The sequence below is a fragment of the Dechloromonas sp. ZS-1 genome, from assembly GCF_039649255.1.
Classification (GTDB): Bacteria; Pseudomonadota; Gammaproteobacteria; order Burkholderiales; family Rhodocyclaceae; genus Azonexus.
The window spans coordinates 69249-85420 of the sequence record NZ_JBDIYD010000001.1 but is presented as its reverse complement, the minus strand read 5'-3'; the positions used below and the strand labels follow the sequence as shown (position 1 = coordinate 85420).

The window sequence follows — 16172 nt, the reverse complement described above, 5'->3', positions numbered from 1 at the left end:
TTCAATCTGTAAATTGCCGATAAACTACTTTGAGAAGAACGGCTTAGTCCTTGACCATGCAGCGATTCAACCTTTATAGTCCGCGCCATGAATACCGAACTCGAAGCGCTCGAAAGCAAGGTTGAACAGGCGATTGGCCTGATTCAACAGTTGCGTGCCGAGAACGAAGTCCTGAAGAACCAGATTGCCGCAGCCGAAGCGGAGCGCCTGCATTTGCGCCAGGCCATGACGCAGGCACGGGAACGTCTTGAGGGCCTGATGGACCAAATCCCTGAGGATGCCTGAGATGAGCGCCGAGACCAATTTCCTCGACGTCAAGATCATGGGTCGCGAATACCGCGTGGCCTGTCTGCCGGAAGAGCGTGCCGCCTTGTTGTCGGCCGTCGATCTTGTGGATGGCAAGATGCGCGAAATCGCGCAGCGGACCAAGAGTTCGATCGCCGAGCGTGTGGCGGTCATGGCGGCGCTGAACATTGCACATGAACGCCTGACCCTGATCGAAGGCAGCACACCGACGGACGGTGTTGATACTTCCGATACGAAGCGTAGAATCGAAGACATGGGAGCACGGCTGGATGCCGTGCTGGTGCCCCAGCAGCAACTGGATCTGTGATCCCGCGCTGTTGATCCCGGTACCATCCGCAGTGTGTCCCCTGCGGTGTTCGTTAAGGCCATAGATTCCTTGAACCAATGCTGATTGGCATCGGTTGCGGACCGTTGAAACCGCTGTTGTGCGCGCTCTTCGTCGAGCGTGCCTGATGCGGGAGGAAAGCAACCACTCTGAACCCCGGTTCAGGATGCCGGCCTGACGGCACCCGCGGGGGCCAATATTCAAACGGGTGGCAGATGACTCTGCCGCCCGTTTTTCATTGGAGAAAGGCGTGTCGTACTGGTTGATGAAATCGGAGCCGGATGAGGTTTCCATCGACGATCTTGCCCGCTTGGGAACGGTGCCCTGGACTGGTGTGCGAAATTATCAGGCACGCAATTTCATGCGTGATGCGATGAAGATCGGTGATCTTCTGTTCTTTTATCACTCATCGTGTGCCGAACCCGGTATTGCTGGACTGGCTGAGGTGTGTTCCGAGCCTTATCCCGATCCCACCCAGTTCGATACGGTCAACCCGTATTTCGATGCCAAATCGAAGCCGGATCAACCCCGTTGGTGGTTGCGGGACGTGCGTTTTGTCCGGAAGACGCCTTTGCTGACGCTGGCCGCGCTGCGTCTGCATCCGGAACTTGCTAACATGCGCCTCCTGGCGCGCGGCAATCGCTTGTCGATTACGCCGGTTGCGCCGAACGAATGGCGCTTCATTGTTGAGACGCTGCTCGGAATTGCGGCAGTTCAGGAGTAAATGATGAGTATCGAGTGGTTGCTCGCCTATTTGGCCTTGGGTGCATTTGTCGGATTTTTCGCCGGACTCTTGGGCGTGGGCGGAGGCGGCATCATGGTGCCGGTGCTGACGACGATGTTTGCAGCCCAGGGGTTTCCGCCGGCACAGATGGTGCACCTGGCGCTGGGTACCTCCATGGCAGCCATTGTGCTGACTTCGGTGTCCAGTCTGAGGGCGCATCACGCGCATGGCGCAGTGCGCTGGGATATCGTCAAAGGCATTGCGCCCGGCGTGCTGTTCGGCACTTTTGGTGGTACGTTCATCGCTGCTTCTGCACCGACACGTCCCCTGGCCATTTTCTTCGGCTGCTTCATGGCCTATGTCTCATTGCAGATGATCCTGAATGTGAAGCCCAAGCCTTCCCGAGCCTTGCCGGGGCCGTTGGGCCTGGCTGGTGTCGGTTCGGGTATCGGGCTGATTTCGGCCCTGGTGGCGATTGGTGGAGGTTCCCTTTCCGTTCCCTTCATGACCTGGTGCAACGTCAAAATGCAGAATGCGATCGGGACCTCGGCGGCCATCGGCTTGCCCATTGCGCTGGCCGGTGGGGCAGGGTATCTGATCAATGGTTGGTCGGTTGAGGGCCTGCCGGCTTGGTCGGTGGGCTATGTCTATCTGCCGGCACTGGTCGCAATCAGTGCGGTATCGACCTTCACGGCGCCTCTGGGGGCGCGGCTGGCACACCGTCTGCCGGTGGCTACGCTCAAGAAAGTTTTCGCCGGTGTGCTGATCTTGCTCTCGGCCAAGATGTTGCACACCGTATTGGGCGCCTGATCAGCGTGCTTTGAAGACGGGTTTGCGCTTTTCGAGGAAGGCGGCAAGCCCTTCCTTGTAGTCTTCGGTGTCCAGAAACGCGAAGGAAGCGGCTTTTTCCTCGTCGTTCAGCGGTCGACCGCTCATCAGGCGGCGAATCCACTGTTTGTGCCAACCGGCGACCAGAGGGGCCCCGTTACAGATGCGACGGGCCGTGGCGTAGGCTTCGTCTTCGACCTGTGCATCCGGCACGATGCGCGTCACCAGGCCTTTTTCATAGGCTTCAGTCGCGGTCAGGATGCGGCCTTCGAGCAGGATCTCCTTCATGACTGCCGGACCGGCGAGCTTGAGCAGCCCTTCCATTTCGCCCGGATACATAGAGAACCCGAGGCGGTTGATCGGGGCGCCAAAGCGGGCACTTTCGCCTGCGATGCGCAAATCGCACACGCCCGCAATTTCCAGTCCGCCACCGATGCATGCGCCGTTGATCAGGGCAACGGTCGGGTGCGGGCAGTCGGCAATGGCGTTCAGTGCTGCAGCGACCTGCCCGTGGTAATGCAGTGCTTGCTCCAGAGTGGCGCGGCCAGTCACAAACTCCTCCAGATCGCCACCGGCGGCAAAGGCATCCTTGCCTGCCCCTCGGATGACCAGGCTGCGCACAGAAGGATCGTCGCTGATCTGTTGAAGTATGGCGGCGATCTGCTGCCACATACCCAGATTGATGGCGTTTAACTTGCCCGGATTGTCGAGCGTGAGGGTGGCGATTTCGCCATCGATTTGAAGGTTGACCGTAGACATATCTCTTTGGAATTACGACAAAAAATGCTGTTGTCAGCGGGGAAAATACATTGCAATGGTCTTATATAAGATATATATTCGCGTTGCAGTATCCGTAATTATTAATTAATTAGATAAGCAAGAGGAGAATTTGCCATGAGCAGTGCGATGTATCAGCACATGCGGGCCAATCCGAAGTTCCAGGAATTGGTCGCTCGCCGCGGGCGTTTCGCATGGACCCTGTCCTTGATCACCTTGGTCATGTTTTACGGTTTCGTTCTTGTGGTCGCCTTCAATCCGATGTCCCTGGGGCAGCCGATTGCAGAAGGCTCCCGCTGGACGATCGGGGTGACCGTTGAGCTTTTCATGTTCGTCTTCTTCTGGGTTCTGACCGCACTCTACGTCAAACGTGCCAATGGCGAGTTTGATGCGATCAACCAGGAAATCATCAAGGACGCCTGGAAGGAGCAAAAATAATGCGTAACCTGATCACCGCACTCTCGCTGGCTGCATTTTCCGCTGCTGGTTTTGCTGCCGATGCCGTTGCCCAGACTGAAAAGCAGGCAACCAACTGGCACGCCATCATCATGTTCTGCATCTTCGTCGCCATGACGATGGGCATTACCTACTGGGCCGCTTCCCGCACCAAATCGACCTCTGACTTCTATACCGCAGGCGGCGGTATCACCGGTTTCCAGAACGGTCTGGCGATCGCCGGCGACTACATGTCTGCTGCCACGCTGCTCGGGCTGACCGCCATGGTCTATACCCAGGGTTATGACGGCTACATCTACATGCTGTGTTTCTTTGCCGGCTGGCCGATCATCCTGTTCCTGATGGCTGAACGCCTGCGTAACCTTGGCAAGTTTACCTTCTCCGACATTACCGCCTACCGCCTCGATCAGGGCAAGGTCCGCACAATGGCAGCAGTTTCTTCGCTGACCGTGGTCTGCTTCTACCTGATTGCCCAGATGGTGGGTGCCGGTCAGCTGATCAAGCTGCTGTTCGGTCTCGAGTACAACACTGCCATCTTCGTTGTCGGTATCCTGATGATGGTGTACGTGACCTTCGGTGGCATGGTTGCCACGACCTGGGTGCAGATCATCAAGGCCTGCATGCTGCTCTCCGGCGGTACGCTGGTCATGTTCTTGGCCTTCGGTCAGTTCGGCTTCTCCTTTAACACCCTGCTCGACAAGGCCATGGCTGTTCACAAGCTGGGTGACAAGCTGATGTACCCGGGCGCGTTGCTGAAGGATCCGGTCACCGCCATCTCGCTCGGTCTGGGCCTGATGTTCGGTACTGCCGGTCTGCCGCACATCCTGATGCGCTTCTTCACCGTGACCGATGCCAAGGAAGCGCGCAAGTCTGTGCTCTACGCATCCGGTTTCGTGGCCTACTTCTTCAACGTGATCTTCCTGATGGGCCTGTGCGGTATCCTCATCGTCGGTCAGGACCCGGCCTTCTTCGAAGGTGGTGAGATCGGCAAGAAGCTGATCGGTGGCGGCAACATGGTTGCCATGCACCTGGCCAAGGCCGTCGGTGGCGACATGCTGCTCGGCTTCCTGGCTGCCGTGGCCTTCGCCACCATTCTGGCGGTGGTGTCCGGTCTGGCGCTGGCGGGTGCTTCTGCCATCTCCCACGACATCTACGCTCGCGTGATCATGAAGGGGCAGGCTTCCGAAGCTTCGGAAATCCGTGTTTCCAAGATCGCTACCATCGTGCTCGGCATGGTTGCCATCGTCCTCGGCATCCTGTTCGAAAAGATGAACATCGCGTTCATGGTTGGTCTGGCCTTCGGTGTTGCTGCTGCGGCTAACTTCCCGGTTCTGATCCTCTCCATGTACTGGAAGGGCCTGACCACCAAGGGTGCCCTGGTCGGCGGTTACAGCGGCCTGATCTCCGCCGTGCTCTTCGTGCTGTTCTCGAAGTCTGTCTGGGTTGACGTGCTCGGCAACGCTGCTGCGCTCTTCCCCTACACCCAGCCGGCCCTGTTTGCCATGCCGATCGCCTTCCTGACTGCTATCGTCTTCTCCAAGATGGATGCCAGCGCTCGCGCCAAGCAGGAAATCGAGGCATTCGAAGACCAGTACGTTCGTGCACAAACCGGCTACGGTGCAGCTTCTGCCAGCAACCACTAATCGGTGATTTACCCGAAAACCCCGCCAGCGCAGGCTGGCGGGGTTTTTTATTGTGCTGGGTCAAGCCTGCATGGGCTCTTTTGCGCTAGAGTAATAGCTAGTTTCGTCATTTTTGAAGTTTGCGGCTGCAGGAGTAAGGGGGCAAGGTGAAGCGCAAGATTGAACCGACCTCTGTGGAGCGGGTGATGCGGGAGGATGATTTCATCGTCTCGAAAACCAACGCCAAGGGCATCATTACGTACGGGAACCCGATTTTCATCGAGTTTTCCGGCTATAGCGAAGCCGAATTGCTCGGTTCGCAACACAACATCGTGCGTCATCCCGACATGCCGCGCTCGGCATTCAAACTGGCCTGGGATACGATTCAGGCTGGCCAGGAGTTCTTCGGCTATGTGAAGAACATGGCCAAGGATGGCAGCTATTATTGGGTGTTCACCCACATCACACCGGATTTCGACAGCCGCAATCAGATCGTTGGCTATACCTCGGTACGTCGTTGTCCAAGGCGTGAGGCCATCACTGCGATCACGCCGGTCTATGCGCAGATGCTGGATGCTGAGCGCAAGGCGGGGGCACGCGATGCCATTGCTGCTGGAACCAAGGTCCTGCTGGACCTGCTTGAGCAAACGGGAAAAAGTTATGAAGAGCTGGTTTTCTCGCTCTAGATTTTTTGTGGCTGGGGTCTTCATTGCCCTGGGTATGCTGGCAGCCTTCTATTCACCTTGGCTGAGCGTACTGCTCTTGTCGCCTGCCTTGATTCTGACGATCTGGCCTGTCCGTCCTCATCAGGCTGAACTAGCTGCACTCGATGCGGTGCTCACCCGTGTTAGCCAGGGGGAGATGGTTGAGCGCCTGCCCAATGCGTTCGATGATCCTCGTCTGGAAAGCATCCGGGTTAATCTGAACTCCGTGTTGGATCAAACAGAGACCGCATTTAGAGAAATCATTGGCGCCATGGCTGCGCTGTCTGAGGAGCGGCGTTGGCGTCGTCTCCAGCAGACCGGCTTGCACGGTACCTTCCGTAATGTGCTGGAGCGCATGCAAAGGTTGCTGGATGAGGTGAATGCCGCGCAGGAGTCGGTGGCTCGAGAGGCCTTGCTTTCGCGTGTATTCCTGCGTTCGGAAAAGGGCCTCTCGATGGCGATTGATCATGTCAGTCGCTCGCTCGAGGAAATTGGCGCCCACGCCCAGCAGACTGAACGTCTTTCGGGCGAGTTCGCAAGCTCGGCCAATCAGATGGCCGATGCTGCCAGCAAGATGTCGGGCGCATTGGGTGGGGCCACCCTGGCTGCCGAAAGCGGGGTACAGGCGCTGGCTGACTTGAGCGACAAGGCAAATGCCATTGCTCAGCTGACCGGCCATATCGACGGCATTGCCAAGCAAACAAATCTGCTGGCGCTGAACGCGGCCATTGAAGCGGCGCGGGCTGGCGAAGCCGGGCGTGGTTTTGCCGTGGTCGCGGACGAAGTGCGCAAGCTGGCCGATCAATCCCAGCGTTCTGCTGAAGAAATTGCCGCCGCGATTGAGGCGATCATGGCATCGATGAGTCTGACGACCGAGCAGATTTCCGGCCTCAATGTGGCGGTGCTCGACGCCCGTCAGACGGCGGACGCGTTCAGTCAAACCCTGGGTGCATCGGCGACCTCGGCAAGCCAGGTTGAAGGCTTGTCCACCCAGATCGACAGTGGTGCGCAGAACATGGGCTCGTCCATGCGCCTGGTTGCATTGGCGCAGAAAGCACGCGCGGATGTGACCGCGATCCTCCATGGTGAGCAACTGGATGTTCGGACGCTCTCCGAGCTGGAACAGGAAGCGCTGAGCGCGGTTCAGGCGAAGAAGTGGGTGCGCGGCAGTTCGGACCGGGATGCCTTGATCGCCATTTACGATCGTTTGTTCAGCAGTATCGAAAACCAGATGCGCTAACGCATCTGGCGATCACGGACAGGCTGAATTAATCGCTGGCTTTGGGGCTGGCTGTTTCAATCTTTGCCAAGGCCTCTCGCCCGGAAAGCAGATGATCATGCATCAGCTTTTCAGCCTTGGCGGCATCGCCGCTATCCAGTGCAGCCATGATCAGGCGATGCTCGTCCAGAGATTGTTGCAGACGGCCTTCGAGTGACAGCGAATGCAGTCGGGAGAGCTTCAGGACCTTGCGCAAATCCTGAATGACGGACAGCAGCCAGCGATTGCCGGAAAGCTCCTGAATGCGCTTGTGGAATTCCTGATTGGCTTCAAAAAACGCATCGATGCGTCCATCCCGGGCGGCGGATTCGAGGCGCTCATGAATGTGCTTCAGGCTGTTCATGTCGGCGGAGCGGGCACGCTTGACGGCTTCAGCGGCGCAGCGGCCTTCCAGCATGGCCATCAGCGGGAAGATGTCGTCGAGGTCCTGACGGGAAATTTCCGTCACGTAGCAGCCGCGACGCGGCTTCAGTTCGACGAGGCCTTCCGAGGCGAGCACCTTGAGGGCTTCCCGCAACGGCGTACGGGAGATGCCGTACTGTTCGGCGAGCTTTTGCTCGTCAATCCAGGTGCCCGGGGTGAGTTCATGGGCAAAGATGCGCTGGCGCAGTCGTTCGGCGACTTCTTGGTACAGCGCGGTAGGTGCGATACGGGTCATTTTCAGCGTGGTCTCGTTCGGTGCAGTCGATGCATTGCCGACTTGCTTCCATAATTATGGATACAGTATTATGTGGAGTTATGTATGTCAAGCTAGGCCCGAAGGCGTAGAATTTTGAATTCTGCATCATCGGCCTGAAAAAATCGAATTCAGTAAGGGGTGTCACATGTCAGAAAAGTTCTTTGATTCCAATAACCTGGATGCTTGGGAAAAGGCCGCGGCCAAACAGGCGCCGGGTGGCGACGTCAATAACCTGGTCTGGAACACCCCGGAGGGGCTCCAGGTCAAGGCGCTGTACACCAAGAAGGACGTCGAAAGTCTCGAATTTGCCGACACCCTGCCGGGTGTGGCCCCCTTCCTGCGCGGCCCGCAACCGACCATGTACGCGGTCAAGCCGTGGACCATCCGCCAGTACGCTGGCTTCTCCACCGCCGAAGCCTCCAATGCGTTCTACCGCAAGGCGCTGGCCGCCGGTGGTCAGGGCGTGTCTGTGGCTTTCGATCTGGCGACGCACCGTGGCTATGACTCCGATAATCCCCGTGTCGTCGGTGACGTCGGCAAGGCGGGTGTGGCAATCGACTCCGTCGAAGACATGAAGATCTTGTTCGACGGCATCCCGCTCGACAAGATTTCCGTCTCGATGACGATGAACGGTGCCGTGCTGCCGATTCTCGCCGGCTACATCGTGGCTGCCGAAGAGCAGGGCGTGAAGCAGGAGCAACTCTCCGGCACGATCCAGAACGACATCCTCAAAGAATTCATGGTGCGGAACACCTACATCTATCCGCCCAAGCCGTCGATGAAGATCATCGCCGACATCTTCGGTTACACCGCGCAGCACATGCCGAAGTTCAACTCGATCTCGATTTCCGGTTATCACATCCAGGAAGCCGGCGCCAACCAGGCCATCGAACTGGCCTTCACGCTGGCCGACGGCATGGAATACGTGCGTACCGGTGTGGCCTCGGGCATGGACGTCGATACCTTTGCGGGTCGTTTGTCCTTCTTCTGGGCGGTCGGGATGAACTTCTATCTCGAAATTGCCAAGATGCGTGCTGCCCGCCTGCTGTGGCACCGCATCATGTCCGGCTTCAATGCCAAGAGCCCGAAGTCGATGATGCTGCGTACCCACTCGCAGACCTCCGGCTGGTCGCTGACCGAGCAGGATCCGTACAACAACGTCGTGCGTACCACCATCGAAGCGATGGCGGCCGTATTTGGCGGCACCCAGTCGCTGCACACCAACGCGCTCGACGAAGCCATCGCGCTGCCGACCGAATTCTCGGCCCGCATTGCCCGCAACACGCAGCTGATCATCCAGGAAGAAACCCACATCACCAACGTCGTCGATCCGTGGGCCGGCTCCTACATGATGGAAAAGCTGACCCAGGACATGGCCGACAAGGCCTGGGGCATCATCCAGGAAATCGAAGCCATGGGCGGCATGACCAAGGCTGTTGAATCCGGCTGGGCCAAGATGCAGGTCGAGACCTGTGCCGCCGACAAGCAGGCGCGCATCGACTCCGGCAAGGACGTCATCGTCGGCGTGAACAAGTACAAGCTGGCCAAGGAAGACGCGATCGAGATTCTCGATATCGACAACCATGCCGTGCGCGAAGCTCAGGTTGCCCGCCTCAAGCAAATCCGCGCTACCCGTGACGCGGCTGCGGTCAACGCCGCGCTGGAAGCCCTGACCAAGTGCGCTGAAACCGGCGAAGGCAACCTGCTCGACCTGTCGGTCAAGGCGATTCGCCTGCGCGCCACGGTCGGCGAAGTCTCCGATGCGCTGGAAAAGGTCTTTGGCCGCTTCCGCGCCAACAATCAAACCATTTCCGGTGTCTATGGTGGGGTGGTCGAAGGCATGGAAAGCTGGGAACAGATCAAGGCCGATGTGGCCAAGTTCGCCGAAGAAGAAGGCCGTCGTCCGCGCATCATGATCGCCAAGCTGGGGCAGGACGGTCACGACCGTGGCGCCAAGGTGGTGGCGACCGCCTACGCCGACCTCGGCTTCGACATCGACATGGGCCCGCTCTTCCAGACTCCGGAAGAAGCCGCCCGTCAGGCCATCGAGAACGATGTGCACGCCATCGGCTGCTCGTCGCTGGCTGCCGGTCACAAGACCCTGGTGCCGCAGATCATCCAGTGCCTGAAGGATCAGGGCGCCGACGACATCATCGTCTTCGCAGGGGGGGTGATCCCGGCGCAGGATTACGATGCCCTGTTCGCGGCCGGTGCCAAGGCCGTCTTTGGTCCGGGTACCCGGATCGAGGATTCGGCCAAGAAGGTGCTGGAAGAAATCCGCAAGGCCCGCGCCTGATCGCTGCATGAATCTGGGCGACCTTCCTGTGCAGGCCAACCTCTTGTCCGACGCCGACCGCCAACTGGTGGACGGCGTGCTGGCCGGCCAGCGCCGTGCGCTGGCCAAGGCCATCACGCTGATCGAATCGACGCGTGCTGATCATCAGCAACGTGCGCAGCAGGTGCTGACCGCGCTGTTGCCGAAAACCGGCAATGCGATCCGGATCGGCATCTCCGGCGTCCCGGGCGCGGGCAAGTCGACCTTCATCGAAGCGCTCGGCGTCTGGCTGATCGGCCAGGGCAAGAAGCTGGCGGTTTTGGCCATCGATCCGTCGTCGACCGTGACCGGGGGCTCCATCCTCGGTGACAAGACCCGGATGGAACTGCTTTCGCAGCGCGAGGAAGCCTTCATCCGGCCGAGCCCGTCCGCCGGTTCGCTGGGGGGCGTTGCCGAGAAGACACGTGAGGCCATGCTGCTCTGTGAAGCCGCCGGCTACGACGTGATCATCATCGAGACGGTCGGTGTCGGTCAGTCGGAAACGACGGTGGCCGGGATGGTCGATATGTTCTGCCTGCTGCAATTGCCGAATGCCGGCGACGACCTGCAGGCGATCAAGAAAGGCATCGTCGAGATTGCTGATCTTGTGGTCATCAACAAGGCCGACATCGACAAGCAGGCAACGGCGGTGGTGCGCGCCCAGTGGCGCAACGCGCTGCACATGCTGCGCCCGGCCTCGCCCAACTGGTCCCCCCCGGTCATCGCACTCTCTGCCTTGCACAAGCAGGGCATTGTCGATTTCTGGGAAGAAGTCGAGAAATACCAGGCGGCCCTCAAGCCGACCGGCGAATTCGCTGCCAAACGCCAGCATCAATCGCTGGCCTGGATGTGGCAACTGATCGATGCCGGCCTGCGCCAGCATTTCCGTCATCACCCGCGCGTGCAGGAAAACCTGCCCGCACTCACCCGTTCTGTCGAAGCAGGGAGCACGACGCCGGCTGCGGCGGCCTATGCCCTGCTCGATTACCTGAAACATTAATCAACGACCCGCTTTTTCTTGGGAGTTTTCTATGCACGACATCATCCGCCAGCTGGAAAAAAAGCGTGAACTGGCCCGCCTCGGCGGCGGCCAGAAGCGTATCGACAGCCAGCACGCCAAGGGCAAGCTGACCGCCCGCGAACGTATCGAACTCTTGCTCGATCCGGATTCCTTCGAGGAATGGGATATGTTCAAGGAGCATCGCTGCGTCGATTTCGGCATGGATAAATCCGAAAAGACCCCGGGCGACGGCGTCGTCGTCGGCTACGGCACCATCAATGGCCGCCTGGTTTTCGTCTTCTCGCAGGATTTCACCGTCTTTGGCGGTTCCCTGTCCGAAACACACGCTGAAAAGATCTGCAAGGTCATGGACCAGGCCATGAAGGTCGGCGCGCCGGTGATCGGCCTGAACGATTCGGGCGGTGCCCGTATCCAGGAAGGCGTGGCCTCCCTGGGCGGCTATGCCGACGTGTTCCAGCGCAACGTGATGGCCTCCGGCGTCGTGCCGCAGATCTCCATGATCATGGGCCCCTGTGCCGGTGGTGCGGTGTATTCGCCGTCGATGACCGACTTCATCTTCATGGTCAAGGATTCTTCCTACATGTTCGTGACCGGTCCGGAAGTCGTGAAGACCGTGACCCACGAAGAAGTTACCGCCGAAGAACTGGGCGGCGCCGTGACCCACACCAGCAAGTCCGGCGTGGCTGATCTGGCCTTCGAAAACGATGTCGAAGCCCTCTCCATGCTGCGTCGCTTCATGGGTTTCCTGCCGGCCAACAACCGTGAAAAGCCGCCGGTCACCCCGACCAACGATCCGGCCGACCGCGTTGACTACTCGCTCGACACCCTGGTGCCGGACAACGCCAACAAGCCGTACGACATGAAGGAACTGCTCATCAAGATTGCCGATGACAGCGACTTCTTCGAAATTCAGCCAGACTACGCCAAGAACATCATCATCGGCTTCGCCCGCATCGATGGTCATCCGGTGGGTATCGTCGCCAACCAGCCGCTCGTGCTGGCCGGCTGTCTGGACATCAAGTCCTCGATCAAGGCTGCCCGTTTCGTGCGTTTCTGCGATGCCTTCAACATTCCGGTCGTCACCTTTGTCGATGTGCCGGGCTTCATGCCGGGTACCACCCAGGAATACGGCGGCATCATCAAGCACGGCGCCAAGCTGCTCTACGCCTATGCTGAATGTACCGTGCCGAAGGTCACCGTGATCACCCGCAAGGCTTATGGCGGTGCGTACGACGTGATGTCCTCCAAGCACCTGCGCGGCGACGTGAACCTCGCCTGGCCGTCTGCTGAAATCGCGGTCATGGGCCCGAAGGGTGCCGTGGAAATCATCTTCCGCGAAGAAAAGAACGACCCGGAAAAGCTCGCCCAGCGCGAAGCCGAGTACAAGGAAAAGTTCGCCAACCCGTTTGTGGCGGGCGCACGTGGCTTCATCGACGACGTCATCATGCCGCACAACACCCGCAAGCGGATCGCCCGCTCGCTGGCCATGCTGCGTGACAAGAAACTCGACAATCCGTGGCGCAAGCACGGCAACATTCCGCTGTAAGCGTCAGGGAGGAATAGAAACATGTTCAAGAAGATTCTGATTGCAAACCGCGGCGAAATCGCCTGCCGCGTCATCAAGACCGCCCGCAAGATGGGCATCCAGACCGTTGCCGTCTATTCCGAGGCCGACAAGGATGCGCTCTTCGTCGACATGGCCGACGAAGCCGTCTGCATTGGCCCGGCTGCCTCGAAAGAGTCCTACCTGGTCGCCGACAAGATCATCGCTGCCTGCAAGCAGACCGGCGCTGAGGCTGTTCACCCGGGTTACGGCTTCCTGTCCGAGAACGCTGAGTTCTCCCGTCGTCTGGAAGCCGAGGGCATCAAGTTCATCGGTCCGAAGCACTACTCCATCGCCAAGATGGGCGACAAGATCGAGTCCAAGAAGCTGGCCATCGAAGCCAAGGTCAACACCATTCCGGGCTACAACGATGCGATCGACGGCCCGGATGCTGCGGTCGAAATCGCCAAGAAGATTGGCTACCCGGTCATGATCAAGGCCTCCGCCGGCGGCGGCGGCAAGGGGCTGCGCGTGGCCTACAACGACGCCGAAGCCCATGAAGGCTTCTCCTCCTGCGTCAATGAAGCCCGCAACTCCTTCGGTGACGACCGCGTCTTCATCGAAAAGTACGTGCTGGAACCGCGCCACATCGAAATCCAGGTGCTCGGCGACAGCCACGGCAACTACGTCTATCTGAACGAGCGTGACTGCTCGATCCAGCGTCGTCACCAGAAGGTCATCGAAGAAGCGCCGAGCCCCTTCGTTGACGCCGAAATGCGCAAGGCGATGGGCGAACAGGCTGTGGCCCTGGCCCGTGCCGTGAATTACGAATCGGCCGGTACGGTTGAATTCGTGGTTTCCGGTGCGACCAAGGAGTTCTACTTCCTGGAAATGAACACCCGCCTGCAGGTGGAACACCCGGTCACCGAACTGATCACCGGCCTCGACTTGGTCGAGCAGATGATCCGTGTCGCCTACGGCGAAAAGCTGCCGCTGACCCAGGCCGACGTGCAGATCAACGGTTGGTCCATGGAGTGCCGGATCAACGCCGAAGACCCGTTCCGCGGCTTCCTGCCCTCCACCGGCCGTCTGGTCAAGTTCCTGCCACCGGTTGAGAGCACCGATGCCAACGGCACGATCCGTGTCGATACCGGCGTCTACGACGGCGGCGAGATCTCGATGTTCTACGACTCGATGATCGCCAAGCTGATCGTGCATGCCCCGACCCGTGCGCAAGCCATTGAGCGCATGCGTGACGCGCTGAACGCCTTCGTCATCCGCGGCATCTCCTCGAACATCCCGTTCCAGGCCGCCCTGATGCAGCATGAAGTCTTCCACTCCGGTATTTTCGATACCGGCTTCATTCCGAAGTACTACCCGACGGGCTTTGATGCCTCGATGGTGCCGCACGATGATCCGGCCCTGCTGGTCTCCGTGGCCGCCTACGTCTACCGTGCCTACACCGACCGTGCCGCCTCTGTTTCCGGTCAGATGGCCGGTCACGAGCGTATCGTCGGTGATGACTGGATGGTCATTCGCCTGAATGGTGAAGAGAAGGAAAAGCACCCGGTCACCGCGCGTCCGGTGGAAGGCGGCTACCACATCGAGTACGCCGGCAAGTCCTACGAAATCCGTTCCGACTGGAAGCTGGGCGAGACCCTGTTCAACGGCACCTGCAACGGTGAAGCCTTCACCCTGCAGGTCGAGCGTCACAAGACCAAGTACAGCCTCTTCCACTGGGGTACCCGTGCCGACTTCATGGTCATGAGCGCCCGCGCTGCCGAACTGCTCGCCCTGATGCCGGAAAAGCCGGCCCCGGACCTCTCCAAGTTCCTCCTCTCCCCGATGCCGGGCCTGCTGCGCGAAGTCGCCGTCAAGGTCGGTCAGGAAGTGAAGGCAGGCGAGAAGCTGGCCGTCATCGAAGCGATGAAGATGGAAAACATCCTCAAGGCCGAGCAGGATTGCAAGGTCAAGAAGGTCTCCGCTGCCGTCGGCGAAAGCCTGTCGGTGGACCAGATCATCATCGAGTTCGAGTAATCCAGTTTTCGGTCGATTCCTGCGGTCGACCGTCGCCCAAAGCACAAACCCGTCTTCGGACGGGTTTTTTTATGGGGACTGCCAGTCGTCCTCCCCAATCAGTCAGAGAGCGGGGTTCGCGTGGGTTCGGTCTCGCCACGTAAAGATGTACTGATGACGATTTGGCTAAAGAGGGTGAGGGGTACCCTGCAGGACAATGCCTTGACCTTGGTCAGCATCAGGTCAGTGGCTTGGCGCTAGCATGGGGCATTGCACAGAGGAAGGGATGCGCCATGAGCGGATTTGAGCATTACGCGCAGGAGCTTGCCGAGCTGGATCAAGAGATTCGGCGTTACGCGGCGATTTGCGGGGTAGATCTGAGCCAGCGCTATCAGCTGGAGGCCTGTCTGGCCGAGCATCACGATACGTGGGCTGAGGACAAGGCGCGTTCATCCTTGCAGGGGCTTTTGGTGCTGCGGATCAAGCTGGAGGCAGAAATGCTGGCGCTGGGCTTCAGCCCAGCGCCCTTGCTGCCGCCGGAAACGACGGCAGCAGCGTCCTGATCAGCCGTCGGCGTTGATTTTGGCGATCAGCGCCTGCAGCGTGGCTTCAGCCTGATCGTTGGCAACCTGGCAGGTGCCGGCGGCGTGGTGACCGCCGCCGCCGTATTGCAGCATCAGTTCGCCGACATTGGTCTTGCTGCTGCGGTCCAGAATGGATTTGCCTGTGGCGAAGACCGTGTTCTGCTTCTGCAGGCCCCACATGACATGAATCGAGATGTTGGTTTGCGGGTAGAGGGCGTAGATCATGAAGCGATTGGTCGCCCAGATGGTCTCTTCATTGCGCAGGTCCAGCACGGCCAGGTTGCCGTGTACGGTGGTGCAGCGCTGCAACTGTTCCTTGGCTTTGACGGCCTGGTCGAAATAGAGCTCAACGCGTTCCTTGACGTCCGGCAGAGCAAGGATTTCCTCGATGGTGTGGTTACGGCAGTATTTGATCAGGTCCATCATCAGCGTGTAGTTGCTGATGCGGAATTCACGGAAGCGTCCGAGACCGGTACGGGCATCCATCAGGTAGTTGAGTAGCACCCAGCCTTTGGGATCGAGGATTTCGTCGCGGTTGAATTGGGCGGAATCGGCCTTGTCGACCGCCGCCATCATGTCATCGGCGATGTTCGGAAAGGCGGCCTTGCCGCCATAGTAGTCGTAGACGACGCGCGCTGCCGACGGCGCATCCGGGTGGATGATGTGGTTCTTGCGCTCACCGGTATTACGGATGGTTTCGGAGAGGTGATGGTCAAAAGCCAGATGGGCACCGGCGACATATGGGAGGTTGGTGGTGATGTCGCGTTCGGTGATGTCCACCTTGCCGTCCTGCATGTCCTTCGGATGGACGAACTTGATGTCGTCGATCAGATTCAATTCATTGAGCAGCACGGCGCAGACGAGGCCATCGAAATCGCTGCGTGTGACAAGGCGGAATTTTTCCGGGTTCATGCAGTTGTCTCCTGTGATTTGGCTTGGGTGACCCAAGCCCACAGAATAAACCGCTGCCCTTGGCCGTCAAGGCCTTTTGTAC

Annotated in this window: 16 protein-coding genes and 1 other RNA gene; 14 read left to right on the top strand and 3 right to left on the bottom strand. The window is 59.2% G+C overall.

The genetic code is table 11. The features are described 5' to 3' along the window. Positions 1–87: 87 nt before the first annotated feature. From AACO21_RS00420 to AACO21_RS00400, 5 genes are all read left to right on the top strand, one after another. On the top strand, positions 88–285 hold the full coding sequence (locus AACO21_RS00420) for a hypothetical protein (RefSeq protein ID WP_346190499.1): 198 nt from the start codon (positions 88–90) through the stop codon (positions 283–285). Position 286: 1 nt separating this feature from the next. Next, positions 287–613 (top strand): cell division protein ZapA, encoded by a 327-nt coding sequence (locus tag AACO21_RS00415; protein ID WP_346190498.1) that lies wholly within the window; start codon positions 287–289, stop codon positions 611–613. A gap of 34 nt (positions 614–647) precedes the next feature. Beyond that, a non-coding RNA gene (gene ssrS, locus AACO21_RS00410) (6S RNA) lies at positions 648–828 on the top strand. Between the two features lie 53 nt (positions 829–881). Beyond that, positions 882–1355, top strand: coding sequence for an EVE domain-containing protein (locus AACO21_RS00405; RefSeq protein ID WP_346190497.1), 474 nt, complete (start codon positions 882–884; stop codon positions 1353–1355). A gap of 3 nt (positions 1356–1358) precedes the next feature. Further along, on the top strand, positions 1359–2165 hold the full coding sequence (locus tag AACO21_RS00400; protein ID WP_346190960.1) for a sulfite exporter TauE/SafE family protein: 807 nt from the start codon (positions 1359–1361) through the stop codon (positions 2163–2165). Here the strand turns inward: AACO21_RS00400 and AACO21_RS00395 are convergent, their stop codons facing one another. Beyond that, on the bottom strand, positions 2166–2942 hold the full coding sequence (locus AACO21_RS00395) for an enoyl-CoA hydratase-related protein (protein ID WP_346190496.1): 777 nt from the start codon (positions 2940–2942) through the stop codon (positions 2166–2168). Between the two features lie 135 nt (positions 2943–3077). Between AACO21_RS00395 and AACO21_RS00390 the strand changes: the two genes are divergently transcribed. The 4 genes from AACO21_RS00390 to AACO21_RS00375 all read left to right on the top strand — a co-directional run bounded on the left by AACO21_RS00390 (position 3078) and on the right by AACO21_RS00375 (position 6982). Then, positions 3078–3398 carry a DUF485 domain-containing protein gene (locus AACO21_RS00390; protein ID WP_346190495.1) on the top strand — a complete coding sequence of 107 codons (321 nt, stop codon included), beginning with the start codon at positions 3078–3080 and terminating at the stop codon, positions 3396–3398. Beyond that, complete coding sequence (locus AACO21_RS00385; RefSeq protein ID WP_346190494.1) at positions 3398–5059, top strand: cation acetate symporter; 1662 nt, start codon at positions 3398–3400, stop codon at positions 5057–5059. The genes AACO21_RS00390 and AACO21_RS00385 overlap by 1 nt, the downstream gene beginning before the upstream one ends. Before the next feature lie 146 nt (positions 5060–5205). Continuing rightward, positions 5206–5724 carry a PAS domain-containing protein gene (locus AACO21_RS00380; protein WP_346190493.1) on the top strand — a complete coding sequence of 173 codons (519 nt, stop codon included), beginning with the start codon at positions 5206–5208 and terminating at the stop codon, positions 5722–5724. Between the two features lie 7 nt (positions 5725–5731). After that, a complete protein-coding gene (locus tag AACO21_RS00375) occupies positions 5732–6982 on the top strand; it encodes a methyl-accepting chemotaxis protein (RefSeq protein ID WP_346190492.1) in 1251 nt (416 codons plus the stop codon). A 28-nt stretch (positions 6983–7010) separates the two neighbouring features. On the opposite strand, the gene AACO21_RS00370 is transcribed toward AACO21_RS00375, so the two are convergent. Beyond that, positions 7011–7685, bottom strand: coding sequence for a GntR family transcriptional regulator (locus AACO21_RS00370; RefSeq protein ID WP_346190959.1), 675 nt, complete (start codon positions 7683–7685; stop codon positions 7011–7013). 160 nt (positions 7686–7845) lie between these two features. Here AACO21_RS00370 and scpA point away from each other — a divergent pair, with 160 nt between their 5' ends. From scpA to AACO21_RS00345, 5 genes are all read left to right on the top strand, one after another. Beyond that, the gene (gene scpA / locus AACO21_RS00365) at positions 7846–9996 is read left to right on the top strand and encodes a methylmalonyl-CoA mutase (RefSeq protein ID WP_346190491.1); all 2151 of its coding nucleotides are present in this window, start codon (positions 7846–7848) and stop codon (positions 9994–9996) included. Positions 9997–10003: 7 nt separating this feature from the next. Further along, entirely contained in the window at positions 10004–11014 is a 1011-nt protein-coding gene (gene meaB, locus AACO21_RS00360; protein WP_346190490.1) for a methylmalonyl Co-A mutase-associated GTPase MeaB, read from the top strand. 31 nt (positions 11015–11045) lie between these two features. Continuing rightward, positions 11046–12581 (top strand): acyl-CoA carboxylase subunit beta, encoded by a 1536-nt coding sequence (locus AACO21_RS00355; RefSeq protein ID WP_346190489.1) that lies wholly within the window; start codon positions 11046–11048, stop codon positions 12579–12581. A 21-nt stretch (positions 12582–12602) separates the two neighbouring features. Continuing rightward, on the top strand, positions 12603–14615 hold the full coding sequence (locus tag AACO21_RS00350) for an acetyl/propionyl/methylcrotonyl-CoA carboxylase subunit alpha (RefSeq protein ID WP_346190488.1): 2013 nt from the start codon (positions 12603–12605) through the stop codon (positions 14613–14615). A 272-nt stretch (positions 14616–14887) separates the two neighbouring features. Continuing rightward, the gene (locus tag AACO21_RS00345; RefSeq protein ID WP_346190487.1) at positions 14888–15157 is read left to right on the top strand and encodes a hypothetical protein; all 270 of its coding nucleotides are present in this window, start codon (positions 14888–14890) and stop codon (positions 15155–15157) included. On the opposite strand, the gene AACO21_RS00340 is transcribed toward AACO21_RS00345, so the two are convergent. Beyond that, the gene (locus tag AACO21_RS00340) at positions 15158–16090 is read right to left on the bottom strand and encodes an exopolyphosphatase (protein ID WP_346190486.1); all 933 of its coding nucleotides are present in this window, start codon (positions 16088–16090) and stop codon (positions 15158–15160) included. Positions 16091–16172: the final 82 nt, after the last annotated feature.

What these genes read in the sequence shown, in the direction of transcription:
- AACO21_RS00385 (WP_346190494.1), top strand. Translation starts at nt 3,398, where the DNA reads ATGCGTAACCTGATCACCGCACTCTCGCTGGCTGCATTTTCCGCTGCT.
- AACO21_RS00340 (WP_346190486.1), bottom strand. Translation starts at nt 16,090, where the DNA reads ATGAACCCGGAAAAATTCCGCCTTGTCACACGCAGCGATTTCGATGGC.
- AACO21_RS00400 (WP_346190960.1), top strand. Translation starts at nt 1,359, where the DNA reads ATGAGTATCGAGTGGTTGCTCGCCTATTTGGCCTTGGGTGCATTTGTC.
- meaB (WP_346190490.1), top strand. Translation starts at nt 10,004, where the DNA reads ATGAATCTGGGCGACCTTCCTGTGCAGGCCAACCTCTTGTCCGACGCC.
- AACO21_RS00420 (WP_346190499.1), top strand. Translation starts at nt 88, where the DNA reads ATGAATACCGAACTCGAAGCGCTCGAAAGCAAGGTTGAACAGGCGATT.
- AACO21_RS00350 (WP_346190488.1), top strand. Translation starts at nt 12,603, where the DNA reads ATGTTCAAGAAGATTCTGATTGCAAACCGCGGCGAAATCGCCTGCCGC.
- AACO21_RS00395 (WP_346190496.1), bottom strand. Translation starts at nt 2,942, where the DNA reads ATGTCTACGGTCAACCTTCAAATCGATGGCGAAATCGCCACCCTCACG.
- AACO21_RS00345 (WP_346190487.1), top strand. Translation starts at nt 14,888, where the DNA reads ATGAGCGGATTTGAGCATTACGCGCAGGAGCTTGCCGAGCTGGATCAA.
- AACO21_RS00415 (WP_346190498.1), top strand. Translation starts at nt 287, where the DNA reads ATGAGCGCCGAGACCAATTTCCTCGACGTCAAGATCATGGGTCGCGAA.
- AACO21_RS00390 (WP_346190495.1), top strand. Translation starts at nt 3,078, where the DNA reads ATGAGCAGTGCGATGTATCAGCACATGCGGGCCAATCCGAAGTTCCAG.
- scpA (WP_346190491.1), top strand. Translation starts at nt 7,846, where the DNA reads ATGTCAGAAAAGTTCTTTGATTCCAATAACCTGGATGCTTGGGAAAAG.
- AACO21_RS00355 (WP_346190489.1), top strand. Translation starts at nt 11,046, where the DNA reads ATGCACGACATCATCCGCCAGCTGGAAAAAAAGCGTGAACTGGCCCGC.